Origin of the sequence: Pseudobutyrivibrio sp. MD2005, assembly GCF_000621865.1 — a bacterium.
In the GTDB taxonomy this organism is placed as follows: Bacteria; Bacillota; Clostridia; order Lachnospirales; family Lachnospiraceae; genus Pseudobutyrivibrio.
The window spans coordinates 38,001-55,389 of record NZ_JHXE01000013.1; the positions used below are offsets into that span (position 1 = coordinate 38,001).

Annotated in this window: 13 protein-coding genes; 12 read left to right on the forward strand and 1 reads right to left on the reverse strand. The window is 39.4% G+C overall.

What is annotated here, in order from left to right; genetic code table 11:
- Positions 1-8 precede the first annotated feature (8 nt).
- The 11 genes from T498_RS0105075 (at position 9) to T498_RS16685 (ending at position 13,150) form a co-directional block, all read left to right on the forward strand.
- Positions 9-2,333: an ABC transporter permease gene (locus T498_RS0105075; RefSeq protein ID WP_028234983.1), complete on the forward strand. Its 2,325-nt coding sequence runs from the start codon at positions 9-11 to the stop codon at positions 2,331-2,333.
- Between the two features lie 43 nt (positions 2,334-2,376).
- On the forward strand, positions 2,377-3,108 hold the full coding sequence (locus tag T498_RS0105080; RefSeq protein WP_028234984.1) for a hypothetical protein: 732 nt from the start codon (positions 2,377-2,379) through the stop codon (positions 3,106-3,108).
- Between the two features lie 27 nt (positions 3,109-3,135).
- Complete coding sequence (locus tag T498_RS16155; RefSeq protein WP_051524608.1) at positions 3,136-4,728, forward strand: PP2C family protein-serine/threonine phosphatase; 1,593 nt, start codon at positions 3,136-3,138, stop codon at positions 4,726-4,728.
- 9 nt (positions 4,729-4,737) lie between these two features.
- Positions 4,738-5,229 carry a hypothetical protein gene (locus tag T498_RS0105090; protein WP_028234985.1) on the forward strand — a complete coding sequence of 164 codons (492 nt, stop codon included), beginning with the start codon at positions 4,738-4,740 and terminating at the stop codon, positions 5,227-5,229.
- Positions 5,229-6,035, forward strand: a complete 807-nt coding sequence (locus tag T498_RS0105095) for a response regulator (RefSeq protein WP_028234986.1) — start codon at positions 5,229-5,231, stop codon at positions 6,033-6,035. Before T498_RS0105090 ends, T498_RS0105095 begins: the two co-directional genes overlap by 1 nt.
- Positions 6,035-7,075, forward strand: coding sequence for a S66 family peptidase (locus T498_RS0105100; protein ID WP_028234987.1), 1,041 nt, complete (start codon positions 6,035-6,037; stop codon positions 7,073-7,075). Before T498_RS0105095 ends, T498_RS0105100 begins: the two co-directional genes overlap by 1 nt.
- Before the next feature lie 180 nt (positions 7,076-7,255).
- Positions 7,256-8,554: a phosphopyruvate hydratase gene (gene eno, locus T498_RS0105105; RefSeq protein ID WP_028234988.1), complete on the forward strand. Its 1,299-nt coding sequence runs from the start codon at positions 7,256-7,258 to the stop codon at positions 8,552-8,554.
- 285 nt (positions 8,555-8,839) lie between these two features.
- Positions 8,840-10,528: a hypothetical protein gene (locus T498_RS0105110; RefSeq protein ID WP_028234989.1), complete on the forward strand. Its 1,689-nt coding sequence runs from the start codon at positions 8,840-8,842 to the stop codon at positions 10,526-10,528.
- 93 nt (positions 10,529-10,621) lie between these two features.
- Positions 10,622-12,037 (forward strand): pyruvate kinase, encoded by a 1,416-nt coding sequence (gene pyk / locus T498_RS0105115; RefSeq protein WP_028234990.1) that lies wholly within the window; start codon positions 10,622-10,624, stop codon positions 12,035-12,037.
- A gap of 806 nt (positions 12,038-12,843) precedes the next feature.
- Positions 12,844-12,975 (forward strand): hypothetical protein, encoded by a 132-nt coding sequence (locus T498_RS17110; RefSeq protein WP_256380491.1) that lies wholly within the window; start codon positions 12,844-12,846, stop codon positions 12,973-12,975.
- A gap of 25 nt (positions 12,976-13,000) precedes the next feature.
- Complete coding sequence (locus T498_RS16685) at positions 13,001-13,150, forward strand: hypothetical protein (RefSeq protein WP_155951020.1); 150 nt, start codon at positions 13,001-13,003, stop codon at positions 13,148-13,150.
- Positions 13,151-13,278: 128 nt separating this feature from the next.
- Here the strand turns inward: T498_RS16685 and T498_RS0105130 are convergent, their stop codons facing one another.
- Complete coding sequence (locus T498_RS0105130) at positions 13,279-14,916, reverse strand: ABC-F family ATP-binding cassette domain-containing protein (RefSeq protein ID WP_028234991.1); 1,638 nt, start codon at positions 14,914-14,916, stop codon at positions 13,279-13,281.
- Positions 14,917-15,084: 168 nt separating this feature from the next.
- On the opposite strand from T498_RS0105130, the gene T498_RS0105135 reads away from it, so the two are divergent.
- Entirely contained in the window at positions 15,085-17,388 is a 2,304-nt protein-coding gene (locus T498_RS0105135) for a RelA/SpoT family protein (protein WP_028234992.1), read from the forward strand.
- Position 17,389: the final 1 nt, after the last annotated feature.

Genomic DNA, 17,389 nt, shown 5'->3' on the forward strand with positions numbered 1-17,389 from the left:
GAGAAGTTATGCTTTTAAGAAAGGTATTAAGAGACCTCAAACGCAATGGGGTGCAGTTTTTATCTATCTTCATAATGACCTTTTTTGCCATGCTGATGTCTGCTGGATTTGATACCGAATATGCTGAGTTTGGTGTTATGGGAAGCCGGTACCTTGAGGAGACCAACTATAAGGACCTTGAGGTGGAAGGCGATGAGTTTGATAATACTCAAATTTCCGCATTGGAAGGAATGGAAGAGATAAAGAGTGTTAATGGCTTAATCCACACAACCGGCAAGACTACACTTGATCAGGAACGTTTGCTTGCCATTTGCTATATTAATGGCAATGACGTATCAAAAATGAAGGTGATTTCCGGTGAAGCATATACTCCTGGAGCAAAAGGTGCCTGGATTGAGGAACGTTTTGCTACACCAATGGGCCTGAAGGTTGGAGATGTAATTAATATCAATACAGAGGGAGTAAATTTTAAGGAAGAAATCAAGGGCATAGTTTATTATCCAGAATATCTATACTACGTACCAAACGAAACATATCCTGAGCCTAATTATGGAACCCACGGATTTGTAGTAATGGATATAAGCGAAGCTCCATATAAAGAGATAAAGTACGATCAGCTAATCATGGATTTGAAAGAAGTTGAAGGCCAATCTCTTACTCTCACTGATAAAGAACGTGATTACATGCTTTATATGAAGGAGAAGGTTGCTGAAAAGCTTGATAACAAGAAGGTAGTAGTTAAAACTAAAGTAGAGGATGATATCTATGATGAGTTTGCAGGAAGCATTGATTCAATGACTGCATTAGGAACTATATTTACAGTACTATTCCTATTGACAGCTGCTTTGGGTATCATCACCACAATGACTCGTATCACCAGCAATCAAAGAGGGCAGATAGGAACCATGAAAGCCCTTGGATTTTCTGATGTAGCAATAACAACCCATTATCTGTCTTATTCTGCAATAGTTACACTAATTGCATCGATACTTGGAACGATTGTTGGAGAGTACACGCTTGGTGCATTTCTTATAGACATCGATATTTACTATTATCAGAATCCATATTACGATCCGCTGTTAACACAGAAGAGCTATATAATGCCTGTAATTGCAATATTGATTGGAGCTGTCACGACCTTTATCTGTACAAGAAAGACATTGGCCGAGAAAGCTGCAGATATCCTTAGACCTGAACCTCCTAAGAATAATTCAATGGGCATATTAGAGCGAAGTAAGACATGGGAAAAGCTTGCTTTTGGCTCACGTTGGAATATCAGAGATGTTGTAAATAATAGGCTTAGAACAGTGATGAGTATAATGGGCATAGCTGTTACTTCGATGCTGATATTTACAGCAGTTGGATTCTATGAAATGCTTGATGGCCAAGCTGGATGGGTATTCACAGACCTTCTGAATACTAATTACAAAATTGTATTTAATAGCGATGCTGATTATGGAACAGTTCTGGATTATTCCAAACAGTATGATGGTCAAATGGTACAATCCATTGACGTTACCGCTTATTCAGACAAAGGTCATAGAGTTCGTCCACTGAGTATAGTCGATGAGGGAAATATTTATCGTTTTCAGGATGAGAATATAGAATTCTTTGAATTGCCTGATGAGGGACTAGTTCTCACAAGTAGACTAAGGGAGACATTCCATGTTGAGGTGGGCGATGAACTGAGATGGCATATGCCTGGAGACGACAAAGAGTATAAGGCTAAAATAGTAAAATTTTGCAAGCTGGGTACTGAACAAGGCCTTATCATGAGCAGAAAAGCTTGGGAAAATATAGAAGGAGATTTCCAGCCTAATATAATTTATACCAACAAAACTGTTCCATCAAAGCTTAAGGATAAAGATGGAATTATTGCTATAAATGATAAAGATATGCTTATAAGGGCTGCAGAAGCGACTGTCGAATCTGGTTATACGATTTCTATTATTTTAATAGTAATTGGTGTAGCAATGGGAACCGTGGTGCTTTATAATTTAGGTGAGCTTTCTTATATTGAAAAAATAAGAGAGATTGCCACAATGAAGGTACTAGGATTTCAATCATTCAATATAAAAATGATTCTATTGCAGCAGAACTTAACGGTAACAGCGTTAGGCGCACTTATTGGAGTGCCGGCAGGCAAGCTTATCCTTATGGAATTAATCGATCTATATTTATTGGATGATATAGATGTAATTATGGAACTGTCTGCAGTGCCGTATGTTGTAGCAGTTATTGGAACGTTCTTTGTTTCAATGATGATTAACTTATTTGTAATTTCTAAGGTAAATGAAATATCTATGGTTGAAGCATTAAAGGGTGTTGAGTAACAACACCCTTGATGTTGTTTTTACACAAGAAGGGGGATAATCAATGAAAAGAAAATTTTTAGGCTTATTTTTAGCAGGAGTGATGATGGCTTCAGTGGTAGGTTGTGGTAACGATAAAGCTGAATCGGATTCTTCTAATGAAGCGACTACTGAAACAGCAGCTGAAGTAGAAAATCAGAAGGCGGATAAAGCAGAGGCTGAAGACACCACTGAGGAGGCAGCTGTACCTACTGAAACATCAATAGAATTTATAAAAGAAATCTCAGAAGAATCGGCGCCAGATATTGATATTGAAGGCTGTGATACATTCACTCAGATTGTGGATAAAAAGCTTGAACCAGGAATGGGATACACAAATATCGATTTTGGCGACACAAATGTTTTAATGGTCTGCAGTGGCACTTATGACAACATGGATGGAAATATGGCAGCTATTGATGCCACAATGTATATCTATAAGGGTGATGAAATCCAGGTGCTTGGAAAGGTATGTTCAGGCGGAACAGCTTATCCACTTTCTACTGATGGCACATATCTATACACAGGTTCTAATCACTGGGTATGTAAATATGCAGTTACAGAAGATGGTGTGAAGATTCTTGAGAAAGCATCTGTGGAATACACTACAGACGGTGCAGAAAACTATTTCTATGAATCAGAGGATGAGGGAGATAATAGCAACTATGATTCAGCAGGAGCAGAGAAAAAACTTAATGATTTATATGATGAAATGTTTGCTTCTGATGTGATTAATTTTGACACAATCGTAGAATAATAGATTGTTAAAGTTGTAAAAGCAGTTATGAAATCTAGTAATAAGAAAAAGAAAAATTGGGGAATCAACAGAAAGGCACTATTATCAATTATCGTATTTACGTTATTGATGAATGTAATCATGTGCATAAGTGGTTCCCTGATTTTTGATAAGGCGATTCAAAAAATATATAACGAGCGCGGATATGTGGTAGCCAATATAATCATGGACGAGATCGACCACGATAAAATCGCAGAATATACATCTACCTGGCAGGCTGACGATTACTATTATGAAATGGTTGATTATCTAAAGGGGATACAGGCCCATTCCAATGCTGCTTATATCTATATAGGGGTTCCTTACGAAGATAAGACAATTAAATATGTTTATGATTCGGGAAGTAATATAGGATTTGTAGATCCAATTGCGGCGCCTTTTGATGAAATTTGGCAGGCATATCAGGAGGGTGTACAGCCAAAAAGCTATTTGGTTAGACATTCCCAGTACGGCTATTTAACTTCTAGCTGTCTTCCTGTAAAGGATAGCTCTGGGAAAGTGGTAGCTTTACTTTTTGTTGATACCAATATGGAAGTCATTCGTACCACTTTGAATAGATTTGCTTTGAACATAAGCATCATTTCATTCATTGTCTTGGGCATATATTGCATTATTAGTTGGCGCGCTATGCGTACGAGTATTATCAAGCCTCTTATGATTATTAAAAATAATCTGAGACTGTTTTCGATAGATACATCATACAAGGATGATACATTGGAAAATATCAATACAAATGATGAGCTTGAGGAGCTTGCCCAATCTGTTAGCAATATGGAAAAAGATATCGTTGAATATATTGACGATATAAAGCGAATCACTGCTGAAAAAGAGAGAATTGGTGTGGAGTTAAACATCGCATCACGCATTCAGGAATCTATGCTTCCAAATGTTTTTCCACCATTTCCTGGCAGGAATGAGTTTGAGATATTTGCAACAATGACTCCGGCCAAAGAAGTAGGTGGAGATTTCTATGATTTCTTCTTCATAGACGATAATCATCTCGCCCTTGTAATGGCTGATGTTTCAGGAAAAGGTATTCCGGCTGCCATATTTATGGCTATCACCAAAACACTCATAAAAAATAGAGCGTTAACAGGTAAGAATCTATCTACCTCAGAAATACTATATGATATCAACAGGCTTTTGTGTGAAGATAATGATGCTGTGTTATTTGTCACAATATGGTGTGCAATCATCGATTTAACAACAGGTAAAGGAATTGCATCAAATGCAGGCCATGAATATCCTGCAATATGTAGAAAGGGCGGAGAGTTTAAGCTTGAGAAGTACAAGCATTCACCAGCTGTTGCCACAATAGATGGAATCAAATTCGAAGAACATGAATTTGAACTAAATCCAGGCGATACACTTTTTGTTTATACAGATGGCGTGGCTGAAGCTACAAGCCTTTGGGATGAGCTTTATGGTCCAGAGAGAATGCTAAAAGCTTTAAATGTCGCCCCAGAAGCTTCACCGGAAATCCTTCTTAAAAATGTGAAGGAGAGCATAGATGATTTTGTCGGCAAAGCATCACAGTTTGACGATATTACAATGCTTGGATTTAGATATCTTGGAAAATAGGAGAAAAATATGATTGATGTTAAATTGTACGAGGCTCTGATTAATTTTGAAGATAGCGAGGAGGCTCAGGACTATTACTATCAGTCCATGGATAAGCTTACAGGCAAATATGCAAAAGATGGTCATGAAGAAACTCTCAGAGAAAAGATTCTAAGGGTGTATGCCACCCTATTTTGTGAGGATACAGCAATGGAAAATGCTCCATATGCCAGTGTTGATGATGTGGCTGACACAGCTGATAGGCTCTACATTGGAAGTGTTGGGTATGATTCTGAACACTGGTATAGAATGAAGCACCATTTTCCTGTCATAGACGAGGATAATTATGATAGATTTGCTGCACTTGTAATTGTAGATCTTAACTGCGGAATGCTTCATGACATGGCTGTAAATGAAAGTAAGACGCTTGTTGTGGGCGAGGCATCACCTCTTAATATGACAAGCGAACAACGCAAAAATCAGAAAACATCTTCCATAAGTTTGGCGGGAGGTGATATCTGATGAGAGTTATGTTTGTTGACGACAAGAAAAAGGACCTTGATGAGCTACTTGAAGTGTCTGAAGACTTGTTTTCAGGAGCTGAAGTAGTATCCTTTGATGATCCTTTGAATGCCCTTGCCATGGCTCGTACATCTGAAATTGATATTGCGATAATAGATACTGATATGTGTGATTTAAGTGGGATTGAGCTTGGAGGCTATTTAAAAGAGCTTAATCCATTTATTAATATTATTTTCACTAGCAACACGACCAATTACGGATTTGAGGCTATGCAGCTTCATGCAAGCGGATACATGTTAAAACCTGTCACAAAAGATAAGGTGAGAGATGAATTGGCGCAGCTTCGATACGCTGAAAAATACAATGACCATAAGCGTGTGTTTGCTCAGACCTTTGGCAATTTTGAGCTATTTGTAGATGGTAAACCAGTGGAATTCAAATACTCAAGAACAAAGGAAATTGTGGCAATTTTGATTAATAATAGAGGGGCACAGACCACCAACGGAGAGATTATTGCATCTCTTTGGGAAGATGATGGAGACCCTGCTAAAAAGCAGTCCTATCTATCAAATCTTCGTCAGGATCTGCAAAATACTTTCACCAAGCTGAAGCTTGAAGGAATCATCCTAAAGCAGCGTGGCAGCATGGCCATTGCAAAAGAAAGAATAGAATGCGATCTATTTGATTGGCTTGAAAAGAAAAATGCATCTAAGTATAAATACTTGGGTGATTATATGAATCAGTATAGCTGGTGTGAATTCTTCCACGCTGAGCTAGATGAAATAAGTTATGACTTGGAGGAATAATGAGATATCCGGCTTTTTTAGAAAATAATGGCACAATTGGGCTTGTGGCACCTTCTTTTGGTTGCACATTTGAGCCATACAAAAGCTGCATGGAGGCAGCGATTAAACGATTTGAAGGTATGGGCTATTCCATCATAGAAGGGCCTAATTGCAGAAAGGATGACGGCATAGGCATCAGCTCAACACCAGCAAATTGTGGCAAGGAGCTGACAGAATACTACTGCTCTGATGATAATGACATATTAATCTCTTGCGGTGGCGGAGAATTGATGTGTGAGATTTTAGATTATATCGATTTTGAGGCAGTGAAGGCAGCAAAGCCAAAATGGTTTTTGGGCTATTCCGATAATACGAATTTCACTTTTTTATTAAATACTATTTGTGATACAGCTTCGATTTATGGCCCATGCATTGGAGGATTTGGAGCAAAGGTATTACATCCAGCTTTAGAAGATACAATCAAAGCTTTTACAGGTAAATTGCAGCAGGTTTCAGGCTACGATAGTTTCGAATTGGAATCTTTAAAGGACGAAGAGCATCCTCTTGAGCCATATAATCTGACTGAGAAAAAAGAACTGCGCCTATTTATGGGAGAGGCAGAAATGAATCGCCTGCCTGAGTTTAAGGGACGTCTTACAGGAGGATGTCTGGATTGCTTGGCAAATCTTGTGGGCACTAAATATGATAACGTAGAGGCATTTAATGAAAAGTATAAAGATGAGGGCGTTATCTGGTTTATAGAAGCCTGCGATTTGAATGTGATGTCAATCAGGCGTGCTCTGTGGAACCTTGATAATGCAGGCTGGTTTAAAAATGCAAAAGGCTTTATCGTTGGACGTCCATGGGCTGCATGGAAGCAGGAGATGATGGGACTTGATCAATATAATGCTGTGACTGGCATTTTAGGAAAATATAATGTACCTATTGTGATGGATGCTGATGTAGGACATCTTCCACCTGCAATGCCTATCATTTCTGGAGCCCTTGGTACTGTAAGCGTGGAAAACAGTAATATAACAATCCAGTACGATTTAATTTAATTATTGAAAGATTTTCTCAATAAGGAAAAATAGTTCATAAAACATTGACGAGAAAATGGAGTTCTGCTAATCTACTTATGGTTAGAATTTACTAACTATGTGTAAATCATTGTGGGACTCCTTTTTTGTTAGTTGCTACCTGACATCAAAGGAGCCACAAACCTATTAAAGGAGGCTTTTATGGATTACTTAGAGATTGAAAAAGTAGTAGGTAGGGAGATTCTTGATTCCAGAGGAAATCCTACAGTTGAATGCGAGGTTACACTTGTAGATGGTACAGTTGGCCGCGGAATGGCTCCATCTGGTGCTTCAACAGGTGAGTTTGAAGCTCTTGAGCTTCGCGACGGCGACAAAAATAGATATTTAGGAAAAGGTGTTACAAAGGCAGTTGCTAATATCAATGGCCCTATCGCAGATGCTATTTGCGGAATGGATGCATCAGACATTTATGCAATCGATGCAGCTATGATTAAGGCAGACGGCACAAAGGATAAGTCAAACTTTGGTGCAAACGCTATTCTTGCAACATCAATTGCATGCTGTAGAGCAGCAGCTACATCACTTGATATTCCGCTATACAGATTCTTAGGCGGTATTCAGGGAACAAAGCTTCCAGTACCAATGATGAACATCTTAAATGGTGGAGCTCATGCAGATAGTGCTGTTGATACACAGGAATTCATGATTATGCCTGTTGGTGCTGAGAGTTTTAGCGAGTGCTTACGCTGGTGTGCTGAGGTATTCCATGCACTTAAGGCTATTCTTAAGGAGATGGGAGATGTTACAGCAGTAGGTGATGAAGGTGGTTTCGCTCCTAACTCACTCAAGAACGATGATGAAGCTATCGAGACAATCTTAAAGGCTATCAAGGCGGCTGGTTTTGAGCCTGGTAAGGATTTTATGATTGCTATGGATGCCGCATCTAGCGAGTGGAAGTCAGAAAAAGGCAAAGGCTTCTATCATCAGCCTAAGTCAGGCAAAGACTTCACAACAGATGAGCTTATTGACCACTGGGCAGCTCTTGTTGACAAGTATCCAATCATCTCTATCGAGGATGGTCTTGATGAGGAAGATTGGGAAGGTTGGCAGAAGATGACAGCTAAGATTGGCCACAAGGTACAGCTCGTAGGTGATGATCTTTTCGTTACTAACACAGAGCGTCTTTCAAAGGGAATTGCAAATGGATGTGGTAACTCAATCCTTATTAAGCTCAATCAGATCGGCTCTGTTTCAGAGACACTTGAAGCTATCAAGATGGCTCACAAGGCTGGCTATACAGCAATCTCTTCTCACAGATCAGGCGAGACAGAGGATACAACAATCGCAGATCTTGCTGTAGCTCTTAACACATGCCAGATTAAGACTGGTGCACCTTCACGTACAGAGCGTGTTGCAAAGTACAATCAGCTTCTTCGAATCGAAGAGCAGCTTGGCGAAGCAGCTTGCTATCCAGGAAAGGATGCATTCAACGTAAAGTAATTTTATAATGGATATTATTGAAAAGTCACTTGGACGGGGCCAAGTGACTTTTTTTGCTTCATAGAAATTACTCTGTAATTCCTATGAAGTAAAAAACAAGCTGCGCTTGAAAGATGTGTCTCGCCGGCATAGGAAGATAATTGCTTACAGCAATTGCCGGCTCGCACTGCTGGAGTTTTGCAGAGCGAAACTCTTTCTTATGGTGGTGCAGGATTGTAAATCTTCCAATAAAGTGATAACTTACCATTATACGAATATTGTTGCGAAAGGGAATGATAAATAATTATGAAAAAAAGAATGGTTGTGCTATTTGTCACATCAGCATTAGTGTGTTTGGCTGCTGGAGGTTGTGGTAAAACAGGAAATTCTACAGGGGCAAAATCAGAAAATGGGAATGTAGTGAGTAATACTGAGGAGGCAAATAAAACAGAGAAGACTGTTGAGCTTAATCAGGATGAGCTGGATGAATTCACAGATTTATTTGATACTGCTGAATATAATGGCTTTTTGGTTACAGCATACAATTCGCCAGAAGAAATCGATTGGAATGAAGTGCTCTTTAACGGCGCAGGAATTGCAAAAGAATCAATTTCGAAATCAGAAAAGAATGCTTACATTCAGGAATATGGCTATGAAATCTACACGGATTTATTGGGAATTCAGGCAGAAGATATTAAGAATTTCATGATGGATTATGCAGGAATAGAGTTTGATGGTGAAAGAGATTTGCCGGATTGGACATATGTTGAGAAGTACGATAGCTACTATGCTCAGCATGGAGACACTAATTATCAGCCTTTTACTTGCACATCAGGAACAAAGACTGGAAACGAATATGTTCTAGAGTTTATCAACGATAATGCTACCAATTATTATGGAGAGGATGAATATCCACTATATCCAAATCGAGAATTGACAGTGGAAAAGACTCAAAACGGATATCAGGTTAAATCTAACGTATACCTATATGAAGTTGGTAATGATCCTAATCAGACATTTGATATAGAGCTTTCCTGGGCAGATGGTACTTGCAGATTTATCACATATCAGGGAGATTCTGCAAAAGAGAAAAGCGCATATATGATCATCACCAATGCTGGGAAAGAATTTGATACTTTAGCATCTTATATGTATCCAGAATATGCAGAGGAACAGTATATGGTCACTGTTGAAGCGGTAGGTGTATTTGACTTTAATGCCGATGGATTAACAGATGTTGCTGTTATAGGAGAGTGCAACGATGGAAATCAACATGTCTTCCTATATAAAGCAGAATCTGATGGAGGTGACTATTACCAATTGTATTTGCAGGATTATATTTCTGAGCAAATAGAGGGAATGGTAACAGGTGACCTTACCATATCAGGTGTAAAGAAAGTCCTTTTAGGCGATAATACTTCTGGAACATACAGTGATTGGAAAGAGGCTTATGCCCAAGTAGCGAAGATTGCGAATTATATAGATAATGTAAGCTTTTCTTTGATTTATCTTGATGAAGATGATACTCCAGAGCTTGTAGTTGATGTAGTAGGGTATTATACTAGTGTATATAGTTTTAAGGATGGCGTAGCCAATCCTATAATAGAAAACTGGGGCTATGGGGCAGGAGGAGTCACAGGATACGATTATTCACCACGTAAAGGCTGTGTGAGAGCATATAACTCAGATTATGCAGGGCTTGAATCGGAGACAAGCTATATCTTTTTGCATGACACTCATATGAGAGCTGATTACACAGAGACTACAAGGCTTTATGACGATCTTAATGACAATGGATATCCAGATGAAAATGAGAGCACTGATGAGGCTCTGGAGAATGCTGCTGGAGCTGTTTTTTACAGCGCTGATGACAAATCTCTTGGCGAGGATGAAATAAAAAATAAAATTAGTGAAATAGAATCTAACTACGAATTTGATACAATATATGGGGAATATCAATATTCAGACTTCTTAGAATATATGCAACAGATGTAATTGGCGGTTTACGAAAAGGCGATTTGGTGTTATTATGGAATGGCTTTTTTAAATTTTAAGTGTGTTGTTAATTAAACATAGAGGAGTTATTGAATGAGAAAGACAAAGATTATTTGTACAATCGGACCTGCTAGTATGAATGAGGAAACTCTTACAGCAATGGCACAGGCTGGAATGAATGTTGCCCGTATGAATTTCTCTCATGGTGATCACGAAGAGCAGGGAATGAAGATGGATTTAGTTAAGAAGGTTCGCAAGAAGCTTAACCTTCCTATCGCTATTCTTCTTGACACAAAGGGTCCAGAGTACCGTATCAAGACATTTAAGGACGGTTCAGTTACTGTAAAAGAAGGTGATACATTTATCTTCACAACAGATGATGTAGAGGGTGATCAGACACGTGTTTCTGTTACTCACAAGAACCTTCACAACGACCTTAACGTTGGTGATACACTTTCAGTTTGTAACGGTATCGTATTCTTTGAGGTTACAGAAATCAAGGGACACGATGTTATCACAAAGTGTACTGCAGGCGGTACTATGAGCAACAAGAAGTCTATGAGCTTCCCTAACAAGGTTATGTCAGGCCCATACCTTTCAGAGCAGGATAAGAAGGATCTTCTTTTCGGTATCGAGAATGATGTTGATTTCGTTGCTGCTTCATTCGTATCTACAAAGCAGGATATGGTTGAGCTTAGAACATTCCTTGATGAGAATGGTGGTAAGGATATCGTTGTTATCGCAAAGATCGAGAATCAGCCAGGTGTTGACAATGTAGAGGAAATCCTTGAAATTGCTAACGGTATCATGGTTGCTCGTGGTGATCTTGGTGTTGAGATTCCATTTGTTAAGCTTCCAGCTGTTCAGAAGGAACTCATTTCTAAGGCACGTTCACTTGGTAAGAGCGTTGTTACAGCTACAGAAATGCTTGAGTCTATGATTACTAATCCACGTCCTACACGTGCTGAAATCTCAGACGTTGCTAACGCTGTATATGATGGAACATCAGCTATCATGCTTTCAGGCGAGTCTGCTCAGGGTAAATTCCCAGTTCAGGCTGTTGCTACAATGGCAGAAATCGCTGAGACTACAGAGAACGATATCAACTACGAAGGACGTTTCCACAAGGAAGATATCGGCATTGCATCTACACCAGATGCTGTTTGCCACTCAACATGCTCAATGGCTATAGATGTTGAGGCAAAGGCTATCGTTGCTTGCACAATGTCAGGTTACACAGCAAAGCGTGTCAGCCGTTTCCGTTGTCCAGTAGATGTTATCGCTATGACAACAGATAAAAAGGTTTGGAGAAGACTTGCACTTAGCTGGGGTGTTACACCAGTTCTTGTTGATAAGTTTAAGTCACTTGATGTTATGTTCTATCATGCAGTATCACGTGTTCAGCAGATGCTTAACCTTAAGAAGGGTGACATGGTAGTTCTTACAGGTGGTCCAATCGATGGTTCTGTAGGAAATACAAATACAATCAAAGTTGAAACTATTCAGTAATAGTTCTACGAAAGAGAACGAAAGAGATGCCTTGTGGCATCTCTTTTTTCGCCTAGGTTAGCGCGATTTCATTGGGACAAATACGAAAAAATGAGAAAAGTAAAGTCACTGAAAATTCACACATTTTACACTATTTACGCATAATTATCAGGTAATATATAATCATCTCGAGAGAGATACAATTTTTTCATAACATTATTCTCCCTTTTGAAAGAGACGCTCCGCTGGCGTCTCTTTCACATTGTGTGGATATTTATAGCGAGGAATTAAGAAGGATATCACTTTACTTATTACGATGCTGCTGATTTACACTTAAAACTGATTCAGGGATGGTTTGCGGGGCGAATTTACTTGGCAATCAACGGATGGTTTGCGGGGCGAATTTATTTGGCAATCAACGGATGCTACTTGTGTTTTTGAATAAAGTTAAAATAGACAAGTAGCATTTCTATATTTTTCATGCTAGTGTGTATTATCTCGGAAGAATCTACTATATTTAATAGGCATATATTATATATGTGTGTATTTGTGGCGTGGGGCATCGGTAGATAACTGCTCAAAATAGGGGAAAACTACTTGTGATTAGCTGGCAGCCAAAATATAACAAGTAACTTTTAAAATATACACCAAAGTTATGCCACACAAGCTTTTTTAGCATGAAAATCATTACACAAGCTAATTGAAAACATGGCTCTGTTTCCAGAGGTAAATATAAAAATAGAAATGTGATTTTGTGTGATACTAGTGTGACAAAAAAAGTGATATAATTTCATTGTAAAATTAAATACGGTGGAGGAGATGAAAAAATGGTAGTAGGACAGATTATTACATGCTGTACATTAGAGGAGGTAATTGGCAAGGCGTTTGAACTGAAAAAACAAGGTATAATAACAGAATTTATATCAGCCTGTTCACTTCGTGTTGTTTGTGTGGGCTAGAAATTGTAGTAAGGGGTATTGAGTAATGGAAGTACAAGAAGACATTGATCTAAAACTAGCAAAGGTTAAGTTAAAGCTTATGCTAGAGGAAGATAAAAGAAGAGCTTTTGGGGAGAAAAAAAGAAGCGCTTCGCAGGGAGAAAAACCGATAACTGTTAACAAAGTATCGGCCTAGTTAAAAATTTGGTATTTTTAAATACGAGTGCCAGCTATGGATTAAATCTGTAGCTGGCTTTTTGTTACTCTTTGTATATGTATAAAAGAGGCCTACGGCTATATGCTGTAGGCCTCTCTATTTACATATTAGTCATCCAATTCTTCAGAAGACATCTCAAGGACTGTACGCTTACGAGCCATTTCATCAGACTCAAGGTACTCATCGTAAGTTGTCATCTTATCGATCATCTGTCCGTTTGGAAGGATTTCGATGATACGGTTAGCTGTTGTCTGCACGATTTCGTGGTCACGAGAAGAGAAGAGGATTACACCTGAGAACTTCTGGAGACCAGTGTTAAGTGCAGTGATTGATTCCATGTCAAGGTGGTCAGTAGGCTCATCTAACATAAGAACGTTTGAATTCTCAATCATCATACGTGAAAGAAGAACTCTAACCTTTTCACCACCGGATAAAACCTTCATTTTCTTTGCGCCGTCATCACCAGCGAAAAGCATACGTCCAAGGAAACCACGAACATAAGTAGCATCCTTGATTTCAGAGAACTGTGTGAGCCAGTCTACAATGAGAAGGTCAGTAGAGAAAATCTCTGTGTTGTCCTTAGGGAAGTAAGACTGTGAAGTAGTAACACCCCACTTGTAGCTTCCTTCATCTGGCTCCATTTCGCCAGCAAGAATCTGGAACAATACTGTCTTTGCACGCTCGTTTGAACCAACGAACGCAATCTTATCTTCACGACCAACATTGAATGAAAGGTGATCGAGAATTAATTCGCCATCAATTGTCTTTGTAAGGTTTTCAACTGAAAGAACCTCGTTTCCGATTTCACGAGCTGGGCGGAAATCGATGTATGGATACTTACGGCTAGAAGGACGGATGTCATCGAGCTGAATCTTCTCTAATGCACGCTTACGAGATGTAGCCTGCTTAGACTTAGAAGCGTTAGCAGAGAATCTCTGGATGAATTCTTGTAATTCCTTAATCTGCTCTTCCTTCTTTTTGTTAGCTTCCTTACGCTGCTGAATGATAAGCTGTGAAGACTGATACCAGAAATCGTAGTTACCAGCGTAAAGCTGAATCTTGCCGTAATCAATATCTGCTGTGTGTGTACAAACCTTATTAAGGAAGTAACGGTCATGGGATACAACGATGACAGTGTTCTCAAAGTTAATAAGGAATTCCTCGAGCCATGCAATAGCATCTAAATCCAAGTGGTTAGTAGGCTCATCGAGAAGAAGAACATCAGGTGAACCAAATAGTGCACGTGCAAGAAGAATCTTGACCTTTAAAGCACCTGGAAGCTCTGACATCTGTGTGTAATGGAATTCTGTGTCTACGCCAAGGCCGTTAAGAAGTGTAGCTGCATCAGATTCTGCATTCCAGCCATCCATCTCGGCAAACTCAGTCTCGAGCTCAGCAGCACGGATACCATCTTCGTCAGAAAAATCTTCCTTCATATATATAGCGTCCTTTTCCTTCATGATATCGTAGAGACGCTGATTACCCATGATAACTGTATCAAGAGCTGTAAACTCATCATACTTGAAGTGATCCTGCTCTAAGAAAGAAAGACGGTTACCAGGGCTCATTGTGATTTCGCCGCTAGTAGGCTCTAACTGACCAGATAAGATTCTTAAGAAAGTAGACTTACCAGCACCGTTGGCACCGATGATACCGTAGCAGTTACCTTCAGTAAATTTGATATTAACCTCTTCGAAAAGGGCTTTTTTACCAAAACGAAGAGTGACATTATTCGCTTGAATCATTTATATAATCCTTTCGAAACAAAAAATATACTATAAAACCTGACATATGATATCAGAAAAATGCAAAAATGTCTAGGAATAGCCTTAACTTTAGGCATTGTGATTGTTGCTTTTTAACTCGTTAAATTATATAATATTTAATAAAAATTTTGGGAAGGTGGTGATATCATGGCAATTCTTAATCAGACCGAGCTTGAGAAACTTGAAAGCAAAGTCGCAATGGATAATCATGGTGTCATTGCTACCACGGATTTTGTTGATCCAGACGAGCTATACAAAGAGCTTATCGACAGGGTTCGTAAGTACCACCCAAACACCGACATTTCTATGATTGAAAAAGGCTACAATCTTGCCCACAAGGCCCACGAGGGTCAGGCGCGCAAGTCTGGAGAGCCTTATATCATCCATCCACTTTGTGTGGCTATTATCCTGGCAGATCTCGAACTAGATAAAGAAACAATCGTTGCGGGTCTTCTTCATGATGTTGTGGAGGACACTATCTACACTAAGGAAGAAATCGCAGCAGAGTTTTCCGAGGAAGTTGCCTTACTTGTTGATGGCGTCACCAAATTGGGCCAGTTAAATTATGATGAGGATAAAGTAGAAATCCAGGCAGAAAATCTCCGTAAGATGTTTCTTGCCATGGCGAAGGATATCCGCGTAATCCTTATCAAGCTTGCTGATAGATTGCACAACATGCGTACACTTAAGTACATGCGCCCAGAAAAGCAAAAAGAGAAGGCCAAGGAGACAATGGAGATTTATGCTCCTTTGGCACAGCGTCTTGGTATCAGCAAGGTGAAGATTGAGCTTGATGACCTTTCTCTTAAGTATCTTGAGCCAGAAGCATACTATGATTTAGTTGAAAAGATTGCTCTTAGAAAAGAGCAGCGTAATGAATACATTAATTCTCTTGTAGAGGATGTTTCTAAGCACATTAAAGCAGCTGAGATTCCTGCTGAAGTATACGGCAGAGCAAAGCATTTCTTTAGTATTTACAAAAAGATGGTTAATCAAAATAAGACCATCGATCAGATATATGATTTATTTGCCGTTCGTATAATCGTTGATTCAATCAAGGACTGTTATGCAGCATTGGGTGTTATCCACGAAATGTACACCCCTATTCCAGGGCGTTTCAAGGATTATATTGCTATGCCTAAGCCTAATATGTACCAATCACTTCACACTACAGTCATTGGTCCAAATGGCTCACCATTCGAAATCCAAATTCGTACATACGAAATGCATCGTACTAGTGAATATGGTATCGCTGCTCACTGGAAATACAAGGAGAGCGGTGAAGGTTCTACAGTAGTTGGCGAAGAGGAAAAGCTTTCATGGCTTCGTGAAATCCTTGAATGGCAGAAAGAAATCTCTGATAACAGGGAGTTTTCATCATTACTGAAGTCTGATCTTAATCTTTTCTCAGACACAGTATTCTGCTTCACACCAAGCGGTGATGTTAAGAACCTGCCTAACGGCTCTACACCTATCGATTTTGCTTACGCTATTCATTCGGCAGTCGGCAATCGTATGATTGGAGCAAAGGTTAATGGTAAGCTTGTTCCTATCGATTACGTCATTCAAAATGGTGACCGAATCGAAATCGTCACATCAGGAAACACTAATGGCCCTAGCCGCGATTGGCTTAACATAGTCAAGAGCTCTCAGGCCAAGAATAAAATAAATCAGTGGTTCCGCAGCCAGTCAAAAGACGAAAATATTGCCAAAGGTAAGGAACTCATTATCAATTCGGCTAAGCAAAAGGGCATAGATTTAGGCGAGGTCAACAAGCCTAAATACCAAGAGCTTATCAAGAATAAATATGGCTTCCATAGCTGGGACGATTGTCTTGCTGCAGTGGGCCAGGGCGCTATAAAAGAAGGCGCTGTTATCAACAGAATGTTTTCTGAATGGCAGAAGGATCATCCTATCAAAGTTAGCGATGAGGATGTTCTTGCTGAGCATTCTGGTGGTAGCGAGAAAATCAAGCCAAAGTCTAAAAACGGTATTACAGTTAGCGGTTTGTACGATGTCTCAGTTCGTTTTTCAAAGTGCTGTAATCCAGTACCAGGTGACGAAATCGTTGGATTTGTCACACGAGGACGAGGTGTGTCTATTCATCGAACAGATTGTATCAATATGATTAATCTGCCTGAGTTCGAAAAGGAAAGACTTATCGAGGCTGAGTGGGCTGCAGGATTTGAAGAAGAGGGCAAGAAAGGCGGCGTATATCTTACCGAGATTAACATTTATGGAAACAATCGTACTGGCTTGCTTGTTGATATCACACGTATTTTCACAGAAAGAGAAATCGATATAGATTCTATACACTCAAAGACTAGCAAGCAGGGTGTTGCTACAATCACTATCAAGTTTGGCACTCAAAGCCGTGAGCAGCTGCGCTCCCTTGTGGAAAAGATTAAGCAGGTTGAGTCTATCATCGATGTAGAAAGACCTAGAGGATAGA